The organism is Desulfobotulus alkaliphilus (assembly GCF_007830435.1).
In the GTDB taxonomy this organism is placed as follows: domain Bacteria; phylum Desulfobacterota; class Desulfobacteria; order Desulfobacterales; family ASO4-4; genus Desulfobotulus; species Desulfobotulus alkaliphilus.
This window is the reverse complement of the sequence record NZ_VLLC01000016.1, coordinates 1-15,017: the sequence shown is the minus strand read 5'-3', so window position 1 is coordinate 15,017 and position 15,017 is coordinate 1. Positions and strand designations below refer to the sequence as shown.

Sequence of the window (15,017 nt, the reverse complement as noted above, 5' to 3'; positions counted from 1 at the left end):
ACAGCATTGGCAGTTCGAAATAAATTGTGCTGAATAATTACAAAATAATAACTATATGCGCAGACGTGTAAAGGACACCCTTCCGCTGAAACAGACATCCACATCACAGCCTGCGGGTCTGGGCCGGGCGTGCATATCCGCCGTATAGGCATAGCGCTGGTCATCCACACGGATACAGGTGTCATAGGGGGTGGTTTCAGGCCATCCACTCTGCCATTGGGGAATATTTCCCGGCTTCCCCGAAGCCTGTGGCAGATTGATATTCATATATTCAAGGCTTTTCAGGGGCATGGCAAGAAACTCCGGAAGCAGGGCATGCAGCGTTTCCCTCGCCGCATCCCAGTCCGGCTTACACGCCGCAGCAATATACTGGGACAGGGCCATGGCAGGTTTACCCTGAAAGGCCGCTTCCCTTGCCGCAGCAACGGTTCCGGAAAGGTAAATATCATAGCCCAGATTGGCACCGATATTGATACCGGACAGGACATAATCCGCCTCAGGCACAATCTCCCTCAGTCCTATGCGGACACAGTCCGCAGGGGTACCAAAAACCCGGAAGCGGTCCACCCCTTCCGGAATCACATCCACCGTATCCCATATGGAAACCCTGTGGCTGATGCCGGACTGGGGGTGGGCCGGAGCCAGAACCACCAGCCTGCCCAGAGGCCGCACAGCCTCTTCCAGAGCCTTGAGACCGGGGGCATCCATACCATCGTCATTGGTCAGAAGAAAGGTTTTCATCAATGCATCACACCTTGCTTTCGGGTGGTATCCATGGTGCAGCCAGAGGCAGGCCATGGACCAGAATTGAATGGGAATCGCAAGCATCCGGACAACCTTCAGTGGCCGGAACATGTACGATAAAGCTGTCATACCTTAAAAAACAACGACCCGCTGTCTCCAGTATTCAAAAACAACCAGAACGCAGGGACTATATCAGGAAACTTTCAGGGGGACCATGGCAAAGCTGCATGAATTTAAATTCACAATATAAAATCGCAATTCTTTCAATTTATTGATTTTAAAGAAAAAATCCCTTGCATTTTTTTCCGTTAAAAAGTAAGTAATACTCACTTAACCAAACCCGTTCAGGCAGCCCACCCCCATGAGGTTCTATGGCACAGACGGCCAGAAAACAGCCGCCCGGCAGAATTAAAATCATGCAGGCCCTGCGTCTCCTCCTTGAACAGGAAGGATTCGATGCCATCACCACGGCGGAAATCGCCCGGGTAGCAGGGGTCACAGAAGGCCTCATCTATAAATATTTCAAAGATAAACGGGATCTTCTCTATCAGGTTCTGGAAGAAATGTTTGAGGGGGTTATTTTGCGCATCCGTACCCGCATGGATCGGGAGACAGATACTTTTTTAAGGCTCTATGCCTTCATTGATGAAACCGTACTTGTCTATGCCACCCAACATGTGTTTGCCCGTATCATTCTCATTGAGGTCCGCAGCCTTCCGGATTTTTTCACCAGCCGCGCCTATGAGTGTGTACGGATCTACAGCCGCATGCTCCAAAATGTTCTGGAAGACGGAATTTCAGAGGGGTTGATCCGGAAAGACATAGATGTCCGTTTTTTAAGGGATACCCTTCTGGGAGCCATAGAACATACCTGCCTGTGGGGTGTGCTTTTCCACAGGGAGATGGACGTACAGGGTGTTGCGGAACAACTGCTGCGCTTCGTCAGTGAAGGAATACGGCCTTCCGTCTAAGAGATCCGGGACAGAGCAACGGGGGCACCCCGTAAGGGGGTTCTCTGTTCCGGATCTCTTTTTTTTTAAAAAAAATGCAGAAACCCTTTAAATCCCGGCAATCATCTGCCCGAAGGGGTGGGTATTACTTACTTAAATCGGAACGCCTTTCAAGGCAGGAGGTTTTTTTCCATGGAAAAAATGTTCAACCCGGAATCCATAGCAATTTTAGGTCTTTCTGCCAAAGAGGGAAACATCCCCCGGCTCATCCTCGATAATCTTCTGCGCTGGGGCTATAAGGGACGTATCTTTGGCGTGCATCCCGATGGGAGTGAGACCCAGGTGTCGGGCATTTCCATGTATCAGAATGTGGAAGAACTTCCCATTATACCGGATCTGGCCGTTCTCCTCATCCCTGCCCGGTATGTGCCGGGAATGGTGGAAGCCTGCGGCCGTTTTGGTATCCGTCGCCTCGCCCTCCTCTCCGGTGGATTCAACGAACTGGGCGAGGAAGGCGAACGCCTTGCATCCACTGCCCTTGCCCATGCCAAAACCTATGGCATCCGCTTTATCGGACCCAACTGCCTTGCTCTGGCCAATACGGCAAACGGCATGTGTCTGCCCTTTGTTCCCATACACAAACCACCTGTGGGTGGGTTTTCCATGATTTCCCAGAGCGGCGGCCTTGGCATCTTTCAGTGGAACCATCTACGCAACGAAAATGTGGGACTGGCCAAATTTGCCAGCATCGGCAACAAGCTGGACATATCCGAGATTGAAGTTCTCGAATACCTTGGAAAAGATCCGGATACCCGTGTCATCGGCATGTATCTGGAATCCGTTGCCGATGGCAGGGCACTGGTGGAGGCTGCCAGAAAGATTGATAAACCCATCCTCATCTATAAAGCCAGTGTCACCCAGGCGGGTCAGCAGGCAGCCATGAGCCACACCGCAGCCCTTGCTTCGGATGAAGCCGTCATGGACTCGGCCTTTAAAGACGCAGGGATTATCCGGATACATCATTTTGAAGACTTCATCAATGTGATCAAGGCCTTTGAACTTCCGCCCCTCAGGGGGAACCGCCTCATGGTCATGAGCCCCATTGGCGGCGGCTGCGTGATGATGGCGGACAACTGCGAAAAAAACGGTTTTGTCATGGCCGATCCGGGCAAGGCCTTTTATGAGGACATGCAGAAAAGGGGCAATGCGGGTATCATTCAGTTCTCCAACCCCCTGGACCTTGGGGATGTCTATGATATGAAGCATTATGCCCCCATCTTCCACGGGGTCATGCACAGTGATGGTGTGGATGGGGCCGTGTATCTCAACCAGTGGCCGGACATGCCAAAAACCGATGAAAGGGACGTTTTTACACGGCTCTTCCATACGGATGTTTCACGGGAAGTCATTGGTGCGGTACGCTCATCGGGTAAACCCATGGGGGCGGTTCTCTGGGGAAGCTCACCGACTCTGGATAAAATCAAGCGACACCTCGGCTATCCCCTTTTCAATACACCGGAAGGTATGATTTATGGCCTTGCCATGCAGCGGGATTTTCATGCAAAAAGACTTGCCCTTGAAGCAGAAGGCAGTCTGCCGCCCGCCGTATGTAATGATGAGGTGAACAGAATACTTGAAAAATACACAGGGGATACGGGAGAAGATTTTCTGGAAGTACTGGCTGCCCATGGCATTGCCACCCCTGAAAACCGGATGGCCCGGTCCGAAGGGGAGGCCGTAACTGCAGCAGATGCCATGGGCTACCCTGTGGTTTTGAAGCTTGTCAGCCCCGATGCCCTGCATAAATCCGACGTGGGAGGCGTGAAGGTGGGACTGGCCGATGCCGCAGCCGTCAGCAAAGCCTTTGGAGAAATAAGGGATTCTTTGAAAACACATCTGCCCCATGCCCGCTTTGAAGGTGTGCGTGTGGTGGCCATGGCCGATGAGGGGCATGACATGTTTGTGGGAGCCAGTCAGGACGCCTCCTTCGGGCCGGTGGTATTTTTCGGTTATGGCGGTGTTTTTTTGGGAGTTTTCAAGGATGTGGACAATCTGATCTGTCCCACCACAGCAAAAAAGGTGGAAGAAAGGCTGTCTTCACTGAAATCCCATGACCTCCTTCAGGGAGCAAGGGGTGGCCTGAAGGTGGATACCCTTGCCTTCTGCCAGCTGATTGAAAAGGTCTCCACCCTTGTGGCGGCCCATCCGGAAATTTCCGAGCTGGACCTCAATCCCGTAAGGATATTCAAAGACGGCAGCGTGATGGCTCTGGATGTCCGGGCACGCATTGAGCGCTGATCGCCCAAGCCTTTGCAACCAGCCCTGTTCATCTCAGGGCTGGTTGTAAACCTATGGCTTGTCCGGCGGCATCATGGGCAAGCCCTCCAGCCTTTGCCTGATTTCTCCTTCCATGGGCAGGGTCTTCTGCCCCATTTCCTTTGAAATGGTCACAAAGGTGACATCGGCCTGGGCACAGAGGATATCGCTACCTTCAAGGAAAATCCGCTGACGCAGTACGGCGGATTTGTTTCCATACTTCAGCATACCGGAGCGGATTTCAATGGTTTCATTCACTTCAACGGAACGGATGTAACTGACATTGATATTGACCACAAAAAAGGAAAGTCCCCTTTCAAACCATCCCTTCAGATCCAGAAAATCCTCAAAAATACGCCATCTTCCTTCTTCAAAAAATTCAAGGTAACGGGCATTGTTCACATGCCCGTAAATATCCGTATGGTATCCGCGGATGCGGATGACTGGAACACCTTTCATTGACATACCTTTCCCTGATAAACGTTATTCACCAAATTCTCACCAAGCAGAAAAACGACCTACCACCCGGCATCTGATCCTGTCAAGCCGGACCGCAAACACCACTGGACCAGCATCCTTTACCAACATTGGAGACCAGGGGTTTTTTAAACATAACATACACTTTTCCTTACAGGGATATTCTGCTATGGAAACGGCGGTGTGTTTACTTGAAAGATTTTGTAACTGTTCAGCACAGTTTTTCAGGTACCATACCTGCAAGGCAGATGCACAGGCCCCAGGCTATTTGCCCGTGACGCAATCTTATTCTTAGAGCTTCTTGCCCTGTGCGGAAGCGGCAAAAACTCCCCGCCACAGGCAGGATGAGCTTTTTGATTACCATGGCAGGCCTTGGTACGCTGCCTTTGTGGCGGCTCAGACAGTTTGCCGCTTCTTTCGCACAGGCCTGCAAAGCTCTGATCCGAAACGATTGCAATGTCACTTGCAAATAGCCACGGAGCCTTGCAGCAGTAAGACGCTGCTGCAACTACAGCATTGGCAGTTCGGAATAAACTGTGCTGAATACTTACAAGATTTTAAATCAAAGAAAAGAGATCGTGTTGTGGGAAGAAAAAAAAGTTTTCGATATCAGGACATAAAAACCATGGACAGGGTGCTGTTCCCCAAACTTAAGGGTACGGATCCCATCCGCTTAGAACCCTGCTGGCCCAAGAACCTTCTGAACCCTGAACATCCGGTTTTTCTTGAACTGGGCTGCGGCAAGGGAGAATACACCCTTGCACTGGCGGCAAAATATCCTGAAAGAAATTTTATCGGTGTGGATGTGAAATCCGACAGGCTCTGGGTGGGAGCCACCGGCGCCATGGAAGCGGGCCTTGAAAATGTGTGGTTCATCAGGGCCCGCATCGATCATCTGGCCGGATATTTCCCGGCTCATTTTGCTGACGGTATCTGGATTCCCTTTCCCGACCCTGCCCCCGGCAACATCTCCGGCAGAAAACGCCTCACTTCTCCTCGTTTTCTGAACATCTACAGAAACTTCCTTAAACCCGACGGCCTGATACGCTGCAAGACAGATCACGCCGGTCTGTACGATTTTACCCTTGAAAATCTCGAAGCTGGGGGTGGCCGCCTCTGCCGGGCCTGCGAAGATCTCCACAGCTCAGACATCCATGATCCGGATATTCTTGGCATTGAAAGCCACTTTGAAAAGGAATTCCGGAAAAAAGGCTATACCATCAAATTTATGGAATTTTCTCTGAATGAATCCATTCCGGAATATATGCCCATGTCCGCATGAACCCTGCATGGAGGCTTAAGCTTATGAATGCAATCCTGCCCCGTTCCGGCTTCTGGGCCTGGGCTTTCTGGCTCCTTTTGCTGGGCTTTCTCCTGACCCAGTTCTGGACTGCCCGAACCATCGTGATCCTTTTCGAGACCGCTTATGACAGCGAGGCCTGTCAGGCGGCCTGGACACCGTCATCCCTTGTCCTTATTTTTCTCCGCAACAGCCTTGTGGGGCTGACCCTGCCCCTCCTTGCCCTGCCTTTCTTCCTGATGCTGCGGAAAAAAGAAAGGGAAGCCGGCACCCAGCACCCTCCCCTTGTCCCGGCCAGTGTTGAAAGCAGCTTTGCCCGGGCCGTGTACCGCCAGAGAAGGGAAAAAAAGCCCTTTGCCCTGCTGCACTGCAGATGGAAGGAAAAGGAAGGCAGCGGATTCAGAAAAAGAAAAAAAAATATTCTTTCCGATGTACTTCAGATGGCAAGGGCAGAAATCCGTCTGACGGATCACCTGATTCCCATTGATAAAAACAATTTCGCCATCCTTGTGGAAGGGGGGGCCGAAGAAAGCCGGATATTATCCGCACGCATCCAGAAAGGGCTGGACCGGGCCAGAGGAGAAAAAGAAGTTTTAAAAAATATGGAATTTTTATGGTCCGTTGCAAGCTACAGACCCGGTGACAGCCTTGAGGAGCTCATGGCCCGTGCCCTGCGCAGCCTTGAAAGGGGTATCTTTCTGGAAGAGGACGGCAGCATTCCATGAACCATGCCTTTGTTCCCTTCTCCCGCATGGCTCCGACGCCCAGCGGTTTTCTGCATCTGGGCAACGCCCTGAACTTCATTCTGACCCGACTTTTTGTTTACAGGCAAAAAGGACGGCTGCACCTGCGCATTGATGACATGGATGGTATCCGCACCCGGAAAGAGGTCATCGAAGACATCTTTTCTTCCCTGGACTGGCTGGGGCTTGGCTGGGATACGGGGCCTTCGGGGCCGGAAGATTTTTATGCCCGTTTTTCCCTGATGGACCGCATGGATACCTACCGCAAGGCCTTGAATACCCTGCTGGAAAATAAAAAAGCCTATGCCTGTGGCTGTTCCAGAAAAAGCCTTGCTGCCAAAGGTATTCGGGGAGCATATCCGGGCTTTTGCAGAAAAAAAGCCCTTTGCTTTGAGCCCATGAAAACATCCATACGCCTCCGGGTTCCAGAAGATACCAAAATTAATATGGGCTTGCGGACACAGGGGCTGGCTGAGGATTTTGGCGATTTTGTGATCTGGAGAAAGGAAAATCTGACAGCCTACCATCTGGCCTCGCTACTGGAAGACGACGCCATGGGGATCAACCTTGTGGTGCGGGGAGCCGATCTTCTGCCTTCCACGGCAGCTCAGATTTTTCTGGCCCGAACCCTTGGACTGCAAAACTTTCCTGCTGTTTTTTTCATACACCACGGGCTTGTGGCCGGGAAAAAGGGGGAAAAACTCTCCAAGTCAAGGGGCAGTCATGCCCTCTGTGACATGAGGGAATCCGGGCTTTCACCATCGGCTGTATTTTCTTTTGCAGCGGACTTTCTTCACCTTGGGAGAAAAGATACAATCCCGGACATTGAAACCCTCCAAAGGATTTTTAACGATTGCCCTGAAAAACATCCCCTGATAAAGGGGCAGGGCTTTCTGGAGCTGTCCATATAAAAAAGGGCTTCATTACAAAAGCCCCCCTTCCCGCATAAAGGATTTCAGTCAGATATGGTACAAAAAATACTCATGGTTGCACTGGGCGGTGCACTGGGCACCCTCTGCCGTTACGGCCTTTGCACGGGTGTCCATGCCCTCCTTGGCCGAAACTTCCCATGGGGTACGGCCACCGTCAATCTTCTTGGCTGTTTTATGTTCGGTCTTATCTGGGTCATGGCGGAAGAAAAAAACATGATTTCGGAATCCCTTCGTATCATGCTTTTGGTGGGATTCATGGGTGCCTTCACCACATTCTCAACCTTTATCTTTGAAAACTCCGGCCTGATCCACCATGGGGAGTGGATCAGGCTTATGGCGAATCTGGCAGGTCAGAATCTTCTGGGTTTCATGGCCCTGTATCTGGGCTATTCCCTGGGAAGGCTGCTCTGAAAAATGAAAAAGCACCATCCAGCACCAAAAACAAATTAAGACCTGAAGTAAGTATTCAGCACAATTTATTCCGAACTGCCAATGCTGTAGGTACAGCAGCTTCGTACTATTGCAAGGCTCCGTGGCTATTTGCAAGTGACATTGCAATCGTTTCGGATCAGAGTTTCGAAGGCCTGTGCGAAAGAGGCGGCAAACTGTCTGACCCGCCACAAAGGCAGCGTGCTGAAGCCTGCTATGGCAATCAAAAAGCTTATCCTGCCTGTGGCGGGGAGTTTTTGCCGCTTCCGCACAGGGCAAGAAGCTCCCGAATAAGATTGCGTCGCGGGCAAATAGCCTGGGGCCTGTGCATCTGTCTTGCAACTATGGTACTTGGAAAACTGTGCTGAACAGTTACGACCTGAAAAACAATTAACGCATGCGTTTGTTTTTTTTCTGACGGTCTATGAACATACGGATTCTGGCATAGGGCGCAAAACGCTGATCTTCGGAACGGATATGGGCCAGCAGCCAGTCTCCCAGATACCGGAGACTTTCATCCTTAACGTTGTCAGGATTATCCGCAAGGGCCCGCCTTACATTCAGCGTTTTCCGGATAAAAAGCTTATGCAGCTTTCTGTGGTCAGGCAGTTCGGGATATCCCTGCTGCTGCATGATTTTTTCTTCCAGGGCAAAATGCATGCGCAATCCTTCACCCAGCTCGTTCAAAAGATCAAAAAGAACCTTGGGTTCTGCCCTCTCTGCATGCTTCTGGTATATTTTATTGATGTGCTCAACTATTTTCTGTTTCTGCTCATCAATATTCTGCACCCGAACATTTAAACTCTCATCCCAAATCATCTGCTCCATGGTGTCTCCTGACAATTAAAAACGAACCCGTCTTTTCATAAAAATACAATGCTGAAGTTTCTTCTTTTTTTCTCACATACTTCCAATATCATGGGGAAAGCGGGTGAGCAAGGGCAGCAGATGATCATTTTCCTTCAGCCGCATGGCCACCTTGATATGAATTCGTGTTCCCATACCGGGCGCAGACATGATTTTCATCTCTCCCTCCAGAAGCGCAACCCTTTCCTCCATACTGCGAAGTCCCATGCGCTTTTCCCTCACCGCTTCTCCCATACGGACATCGGGATCAAACCCTTTGCCATCATCCTCTATGCGAAGGATAATATGGGGGTGGGAGGCAACCAGCCGGACAGTCACCCTGGTTGCGGATGCATGCTTGCGAACATTGCTCAAGGCTTCCTGCAAAAGCCTGTAAAGGTTGATCTCCGTATCAAAATCCAGATTCAGGGCATCCATACCCGCCGAAGAAAAATCCACAGGGATACCATACTTGCTGCTGACATCCTCACAGTACACAAAAAGCGTGCGGACAAGCCCCAGAGCATCCAGAGTCGGAGGTCTCAGATCATAGGCAAGATCCCTGACCGACTGAATGGAATTGCCCAGAGTGCGGTTTAAAATTTCGGCCCTCTGTCTCAGAACATGGGGCACATCTTCCCACACGTCAAAAAGGTTTTGTGACATGATTTTAAGGGTGGCCAGATCCTGGGCAATGTGATCATGCAAGTCTCTGGCAATTCTCTGGCGCTCATTTTCCTGAGCCCGGATAAGCTCCTGAGTCAAAACTTTAATACGGTTTTCTGCAGATTTCAGGAGCGTGATATCCCTGGCGGTACAAAGAACACTGACAACCTTTCCGTCCCCGGACCACTCAGGAACCACCCGCCAGTCATAGATCTGCCCTCCCCTGTTATCCGGGCAGGAAAATATAAAGCTGCTGGATATCCCCTCCTCAAATACAAGGGGAAGCTGCTGTTCCATCAGGTGGCAGAGATTCTGATGAAACTGCGCATCATACAGTGTCTTGCCCCGGACCTCATGGGCAGGAAGGCCGGTCATCCGCTTGACAGCGCTGTTGGCAAAAACCAGAGACAGATCCTTTGCAAAACGAATGATGATATCCGTGGAATTTTCCGTGAGGGCACGAAAGGTTTCTTCCCTGCGCAAAAGCTCTGTTTCAATGTGTTTGCGGTCCTCTATTTCACGGAGCAGTTTCTGGTTGGTATGCAGGAGTTCTGCTGTTCTTTCAGCAACCCTCTCCTCCAGCCCGTCCCTGGATTTTCTCAAGGCTTGCTCAGCCTGCTTGCGGTCGGTAATATCCCTTATGGACCCTATAACGCGTAAAGGCTTACCCTTATCATCAAAAACCATCCCTGCACTTAAAGAACAGTTGCGTACCCTTCCATCCCTGCTTTTGAAACTCAGCTCAAAATCATGAAGAAAACCCAGTTCATTGATATCGGTGAATAAGTCCGCTCCTGTTTTTTCCGGGTTCTCACAACAGGAAAAAAGACAGGTACCAATGAGATCCTCCCGCTGATACAGGGAAATCTTTTCTATGGCAGGACTTAGTTCAATAATTTTTCCTTCCATATCAATTTCATAATATACATCCTGAATATTCTCAAAGATCTCCCTGTATTTCTGCTCGCTTTCCTCCAGAAGGCGAATGGTTCTGCGCCACTCGGTGACATCCCGCATTGTTCCGTAAATACAGAGGGGCTCCCCCCGCTTATCCCTTTCCAGTATACAATTCAGAGAACCCGTATAAATACTCCCCCACCGGGTAAGAAAATCCAGTTCAAAATTTTTCAGCTCTCCATGGTCCAGCAGATGCCGGACCATGATATCCTTTTTTCCGGGCTCTGCATAAAATCTGTATATTTTTTCCCCTAAAAAATCTTCCCGGCTATACCCCGTAAAATTGATAATGGCTGGACTGACCTCAAGGATTGTACCATCAAAAAGGATTTCACAATAAATATCCCGAATATTTTCATAGATTTTATAATAACGATTCCTACAGACTTCAAGCTCTTTGTCGGTTTTACGCAGAAGGCCTGCAAGGTGGATCTGATCCCAGCTTCTGCGAAAACCAAATAGAATAAGAATGAGCACAAAGAAAAGGGCCAGCCAGTTTTTTAGGAAAAAAAACGCTGAATACTGCCCTTGGTGAAAAGGATAAGACTCCGGTCCGGCAACAAAAAAACAGACGCCCAGAAACATAAGAACGAGGACAAGAAAAATATCCTTCACGATACTCCTTGCTTCCGGATATCTTAAAAATGAAAAGCGCAGGCTTTTATATGCACCGGACCACCATCCCATTTTCAGAGTATTTCCACCTCCGAAGGTGTCAGTATATCCGCCCCTCCCGCATCACTGAAAGAAGGCATGCGAACCCCCCTGGCCTGCCAGCCCCGATGACGCAGAATACCCTGAAAAGGAGGATCTCCCGCAACCTTGCCCACAAGCTTGATCCGGGAAGGATCAAATCCTTTGGGAACCGTAATCCGGCTGCCTTCCTCTTCTTCCATCACAACCCCCAGATCCATGTAACGGGACAGGATTTTACGGGCACTTTCATGGACAGGCCTCACAGCAGCACCAATCTGATCATCTTCGTAAAGATCCAGATCTTCGGCAAAGAAATCCAGCAGCCTTCCCTCTTTCTGCAAAACCGACAGAAGATACAAAAACATACGCTCTTCCCGGGCTTTTCTGGCAGCCGGATCTTCTTCGGGTTTGGGTCTGGTGGCCGGTTTCATTTCCTTTGCAGCGGGTGGTGGAACAATGCCCTGTTGCTGTTTTTTTAACAGCAGACTGCAGACTGCCCGAAACACAATGGCTGAAAAAAGGCCAGCCAGAGCACCGGCATGGGGCAAGAGCGGACGAAAAGTATCCATGGATGATGGCAGGATCTCCGCTTCCGGAGATACATAGGCCGCAAGCCATCCTGCAAGGGTAAACACCGGAATGAAAAACAAAAGGGCCAGCCAGAAAATACGTCTTGAAACAACAAGGGAAGGGTTCACAGTCTCTCCTTAATGATACAAACACTTAAAATGCACAAAAATATAAACGCCCATTTTCTGAAAAATCCCTCAGTACCGAGACCGGAAGGGCGGTTGCAAAAAACAGCCTTGCCAAAAAAAGGCCCCATGATATAGGCTTAAATGAAAATTTTTTTTGGCAAGCTTCCTTAAAGGGTTTGAATGATGAAAACGGTGGATCACAGAAAAGCCTATATCAAGCGGGACCGCTTTGACTTTGAAATTGGCTATTTAAAAAAAAGCCCCTGCCTTGACTGCACAAAAAAGGAATCCTTTCCTGCATGTCTCAAAGCGTGCTCTCTCCTTGATGCCATTCAGACGGAGCTTGCAGCGGGTCTGGAGCTCAGCCGTGACAGCGGAGAAAACCCCTAGCACACGCCATACATAAAAAATCCCCCCCTGCAACAGAGAGGGACTTTTTTTTAGCCTTCCCGCTGAAAAGCAGGTTCAATCATAATCTTTGCCCTGCTCTTCAAAGAAGCCATCCACTGGGCATACATACGATTTTCTTTGCGGCCCCTGAGTTCTTTTTTGATATTATCCCGGTCAGCCATAAAGGCAGCTTCATCGGGCAAGGCTCTTTCGATAATACGGAATACTCCGTACCCTTCTTCCAGTACAACGGGTTCTTCCGGTAAGTATTCGCCCTGACCAAGGGAAAAAACCGCACGACTCAGAGCGGGCAGGGAACCCATCTGGGGAATTGCTTCCTGCCGCCCAAAAAGCCCCGTACTTGTGAGGGTTTCTTCCGTGTCCTCCCCATTCTTTAATGCTGTAAGCACTTCCATGGCCCGTTTACGTGCAAGGGCATCCGCAGCCTCTTTCATCATATCCGCCAGCACACGCTCCCGCACTTCTTCCAGGGGAGGAATCCTGGATTCCATACGATCCACCACGGAAATCAGATAAAGGGCTTCATTAATCTCCAGAAGTTCACTGACCTCATGCTCCATCAGGGAAAAGGCGGCTTCAGCAAAGGCCCTGCCATCGGAAATACCGGAAGAAGGCCCCCGTCTCCCAAAAAAAGCCGTTTCATGCAAGGGGAGATTCCATACCCTTGACACCTCACCAAGATCGGCTCCGGCGAGGGTGGCATCGTAGGCCTGATCCGCCGCATCAAAGGCTGCATGGTTTGCCTTTTCCTGCTGCAGCTCCCATCGGATACCTTCGGCAACGGCCTCAAAGGGTTTTACCCCTTCGGGAAGCTTCTCATCCACCCGAATCAGATGCCAGCCAAAACGGGTCTGTACGGGCTCACTCAGCTCGCCTTCATCCAATGCAAAAGCAGCTCTGGAAAATGGGGCAACCATGGCCTCCTTCGGAAAAACGCCAAGGTTACCGCCATCCTGCGCACTGGGGCACTGGGAAAACTCCCTCGCCACATCGGAAAAATCAGCTCCTGCAAGAATTTTTTCCCTCAGTTCAAGAATTTTCTTTTCTGCGGCAGCTATCACATCAGGGGCTTCACCGTTCTCCGTTTTAATGAGGATATGGCGGGCAGCAACCCTTTCAGGCTCCCGATAGCTTGCCAGCCGCATTTCATAGGTATGGCGCAGATCTTCCTCGGAAACCCTGACCTGATCGATAAAGTTTTCTGGATCAAAACGCAAAAAAACAGCCTTTACCATGGGCTCTGTTCTGTAGACTTCTTTATGACTTTCATAACGTGCCATAATTTCTTCGTCCGAAACGGGGCTCGGCGTGAAATCTGAAGGACGGAAAATAGCCGCCTCAATGGATACCTTCCTGTTTTCTGAATTATAAAAATCGAGAGCTTCTACTTCGGAAACCTGAACCCCTCCAAAAATCAGATCCTGCAGTTTTGTCAAAAGCAGATCCTGCCTTTGTCTCTCTTCAAAATAGGCAACACTCATGCCATTGGCCTGTAGCAGACTCTGATACAAACCAGAGTCAAAACGCCCATCTTTCTGAAAAAAAGGCATGGATGCAATGGCATGGGCAACTTCATCGTCGGTGACCTGCAGTTTATATCTTGCTGCCTCCTGCAAAAGAAGCTCCCGCTCGATAAGGCGCTGAAGGGCCTGTTCCCGAACCTGAAAAAGCTCCAGAATCTCATGGGAAACCGTGCCACCAAACTGGCGGCGGATCTGATCCACAAGGGCCTGATACTCCGCCCTGTAGTCATCCACAGCAATGACCTTGCCGTTCACCGTCGCAGCCTTGTTCTGTTGTCCCATATGATACGACTCAACGCCCAGAAAAACAAAAACAAGGACGATAATGCCCAGGATAAACTTGACCATCCAGGAGGACGCCTTCGCCCGTATCCGTGCCAGCATAGAAAGATCCTTTTCTTTTCAAAAAGTTATATCAAAAAAGCACCCATTTTCAATTCAACATGGTTTTACAAAAGAATAAGAATATAGCATCCGATCGGTTTTTCAATACATTTTTCTTTATAAGGCCAAGGTTTCCTCTTTTCAGACCGGTAGAGCGGAAAGAGAAAAAAAACCGGATATTTTTTATTGACAGCCTCTGCTTCATCCGGTAAATCCTCACACCATAATTCAGTGGGGTTGTAGCTCAGCTGGGAGAGCGCATGGCTGGCAGCCATGAGGTCAGGGGTTCGACCCCCCTCAGCTCCACCAAATACTTAAAATCATACGTTTTTCTTTTATTTGGGGTTGAGTTTGGAACCTGAATACAAAATTCAGGAACAAATGAGGCCCTTTTTTATGTCCGGAAAAACGTATCTTCTCACCACTCCCACATCCTGCTTTTTCCGCCTTACAATTCCCGTTGACCTTCGCAATCTTTTCGGTAAAAGAGAGCTGAAAAAAAATCTTGGGAAATTCCCCCGGTCTTCTGCAAAAGATCTGGCAATGATCCTTGCAGGGAAGTTTAAAGTTCTCTTTAAAAAAATCAGGAATGATGAAAAGATGAAAGGCATAAGCCCCGATCAGATCAGGCAGATCACAGAAAAATTTTTCCAGGACGGACTCCAAGGCATCGAAGATGAATTTACCTGTTATCAGGGCGGTGCCTTTGATGCCGAAAGCCGGAAGGAACGGCTTGCTATCATCCAGGATTCCATTGATGAATCCAAAGATGCTTTATCCTTGGGAGACTATGACCACGTTCACCGTGCCGCCGACAGATACCTTGAAGACGCTGGAATAACAGCCGACAAAGAAAGCCAGGACTACCGAAGCCTATGCCGTGAACTCCTGAAAACAAACATTGTCCTTGATGAAATCCATCAGAAGCGGATGCATGGTGACTAC

At 49.7% G+C, this 15,017-nt stretch carries 14 protein-coding genes and 1 tRNA gene; 9 read left to right on the top strand and 6 right to left on the bottom strand.

The features are described from left to right. Nucleotides 1-51 precede the first annotated feature (51 nt). A complete protein-coding gene (gene surE, locus LZ24_RS10575) occupies nucleotides 52-828 on the bottom strand; it encodes a 5'/3'-nucleotidase SurE (RefSeq protein WP_186443073.1) in 777 nt (258 codons plus the stop codon). Nucleotides 829-1,115: 287 nt separating this feature from the next. Between surE and LZ24_RS10570 the strand changes: the two genes are divergently transcribed. Both LZ24_RS10570 and LZ24_RS10565 read left to right on the top strand, forming a co-directional pair. Then, nucleotides 1,116-1,715 (top strand): TetR/AcrR family transcriptional regulator, encoded by a 600-nt coding sequence (locus tag LZ24_RS10570; protein WP_144685274.1) that lies wholly within the window; start codon nucleotides 1,116-1,118, stop codon nucleotides 1,713-1,715. A gap of 171 nt (nucleotides 1,716-1,886) precedes the next feature. Continuing rightward, nucleotides 1,887-3,992: an acetate--CoA ligase family protein gene (locus LZ24_RS10565; RefSeq protein WP_144685273.1), complete on the top strand. Its 2,106-nt coding sequence runs from the start codon at nucleotides 1,887-1,889 to the stop codon at nucleotides 3,990-3,992. Between the two features lie 51 nt (nucleotides 3,993-4,043). Here the strand turns inward: LZ24_RS10565 and LZ24_RS10560 are convergent, their stop codons facing one another. Next, complete coding sequence (locus LZ24_RS10560; protein WP_222427608.1) at nucleotides 4,044-4,469, bottom strand: acyl-CoA thioesterase; 426 nt, start codon at nucleotides 4,467-4,469, stop codon at nucleotides 4,044-4,046. Between the two features lie 601 nt (nucleotides 4,470-5,070). Here LZ24_RS10560 and trmB point away from each other — a divergent pair. From trmB to crcB, 4 genes are read left to right on the top strand one after another with little or no spacing between them, the layout of a single operon-like run. Further along, complete coding sequence (trmB, locus tag LZ24_RS10555; RefSeq protein WP_144685271.1) at nucleotides 5,071-5,769, top strand: tRNA (guanosine(46)-N7)-methyltransferase TrmB; 699 nt, start codon at nucleotides 5,071-5,073, stop codon at nucleotides 5,767-5,769. A 23-nt stretch (nucleotides 5,770-5,792) separates the two neighbouring features. Next, nucleotides 5,793-6,512, top strand: coding sequence for a hypothetical protein (locus LZ24_RS10550; protein WP_144685270.1), 720 nt, complete (start codon nucleotides 5,793-5,795; stop codon nucleotides 6,510-6,512). Then, entirely contained in the window at nucleotides 6,509-7,441 is a 933-nt protein-coding gene (locus tag LZ24_RS10545) for a glutamate--tRNA ligase family protein (protein WP_144685269.1), read from the top strand. The genes LZ24_RS10550 and LZ24_RS10545 overlap by 4 nt, the downstream gene beginning before the upstream one ends. A gap of 54 nt (nucleotides 7,442-7,495) precedes the next feature. Further along, nucleotides 7,496-7,873: a fluoride efflux transporter CrcB gene (gene crcB / locus LZ24_RS10540; protein WP_144685268.1), complete on the top strand. Its 378-nt coding sequence runs from the start codon at nucleotides 7,496-7,498 to the stop codon at nucleotides 7,871-7,873. A gap of 408 nt (nucleotides 7,874-8,281) precedes the next feature. On the opposite strand, the gene LZ24_RS10535 is transcribed toward crcB, so the two are convergent. The 3 genes from LZ24_RS10535 to LZ24_RS10525 form a co-directional block, all read right to left on the bottom strand. Continuing rightward, nucleotides 8,282-8,719: a bacteriohemerythrin gene (locus LZ24_RS10535; protein ID WP_144685267.1), complete on the bottom strand. Its 438-nt coding sequence runs from the start codon at nucleotides 8,717-8,719 to the stop codon at nucleotides 8,282-8,284. A gap of 72 nt (nucleotides 8,720-8,791) precedes the next feature. Further along, a complete protein-coding gene (locus LZ24_RS10530; protein WP_186443072.1) occupies nucleotides 8,792-10,975 on the bottom strand; it encodes a PAS domain-containing sensor histidine kinase in 2,184 nt (727 codons plus the stop codon). A gap of 74 nt (nucleotides 10,976-11,049) precedes the next feature. After that, nucleotides 11,050-11,754: a DUF2760 domain-containing protein gene (locus LZ24_RS10525; RefSeq protein WP_144685265.1), complete on the bottom strand. Its 705-nt coding sequence runs from the start codon at nucleotides 11,752-11,754 to the stop codon at nucleotides 11,050-11,052. A 180-nt stretch (nucleotides 11,755-11,934) separates the two neighbouring features. Between LZ24_RS10525 and LZ24_RS10520 the strand changes: the two genes are divergently transcribed. Continuing rightward, entirely contained in the window at nucleotides 11,935-12,144 is a 210-nt protein-coding gene (locus tag LZ24_RS10520) for a hypothetical protein (protein WP_246118579.1), read from the top strand. Between the two features lie 50 nt (nucleotides 12,145-12,194). Here LZ24_RS10520 and LZ24_RS10515 read toward each other — a convergent pair whose 3' ends face one another. Then, nucleotides 12,195-14,072: a peptidylprolyl isomerase gene (locus tag LZ24_RS10515; protein ID WP_144685263.1), complete on the bottom strand. Its 1,878-nt coding sequence runs from the start codon at nucleotides 14,070-14,072 to the stop codon at nucleotides 12,195-12,197. A gap of 233 nt (nucleotides 14,073-14,305) precedes the next feature. Between LZ24_RS10515 and LZ24_RS10510 the strand changes: the two genes are divergently transcribed. Together LZ24_RS10510 and LZ24_RS10505 are read left to right on the top strand one after the other, a co-directional pair. After that, nucleotides 14,306-14,381, top strand: a tRNA-Ala gene (locus tag LZ24_RS10510). 87 nt (nucleotides 14,382-14,468) lie between these two features. Then, the coding region (locus tag LZ24_RS10505; protein WP_144684757.1) for a hypothetical protein at nucleotides 14,469-15,017 on the top strand (549 nt) is incomplete at its 3' end.

Bases quoted from the DNA above. Each gene is read 5' to 3' on its own strand.
- surE (WP_186443073.1), bottom strand. From the start codon at position 828: ATGCTTGCGATTCCCATTCAATTCTGGTCCATGGCCTGCCTCTGGCTG.
- LZ24_RS10570 (WP_144685274.1), top strand. From the start codon at position 1,116: ATGGCACAGACGGCCAGAAAACAGCCGCCCGGCAGAATTAAAATCATG.
- LZ24_RS10565 (WP_144685273.1), top strand. From the start codon at position 1,887: ATGGAAAAAATGTTCAACCCGGAATCCATAGCAATTTTAGGTCTTTCT.
- LZ24_RS10560 (WP_222427608.1), bottom strand. From the start codon at position 4,469: ATGAAAGGTGTTCCAGTCATCCGCATCCGCGGATACCATACGGATATT.
- LZ24_RS10550 (WP_144685270.1), top strand. From the start codon at position 5,793: ATGAATGCAATCCTGCCCCGTTCCGGCTTCTGGGCCTGGGCTTTCTGG.
- LZ24_RS10545 (WP_144685269.1), top strand. From the start codon at position 6,509: ATGAACCATGCCTTTGTTCCCTTCTCCCGCATGGCTCCGACGCCCAGC.
- crcB (WP_144685268.1), top strand. From the start codon at position 7,496: ATGGTACAAAAAATACTCATGGTTGCACTGGGCGGTGCACTGGGCACC.
- LZ24_RS10535 (WP_144685267.1), bottom strand. From the start codon at position 8,719: ATGGAGCAGATGATTTGGGATGAGAGTTTAAATGTTCGGGTGCAGAAT.
- LZ24_RS10520 (WP_246118579.1), top strand. From the start codon at position 11,935: ATGATGAAAACGGTGGATCACAGAAAAGCCTATATCAAGCGGGACCGC.
- LZ24_RS10515 (WP_144685263.1), bottom strand. From the start codon at position 14,072: ATGCTGGCACGGATACGGGCGAAGGCGTCCTCCTGGATGGTCAAGTTT.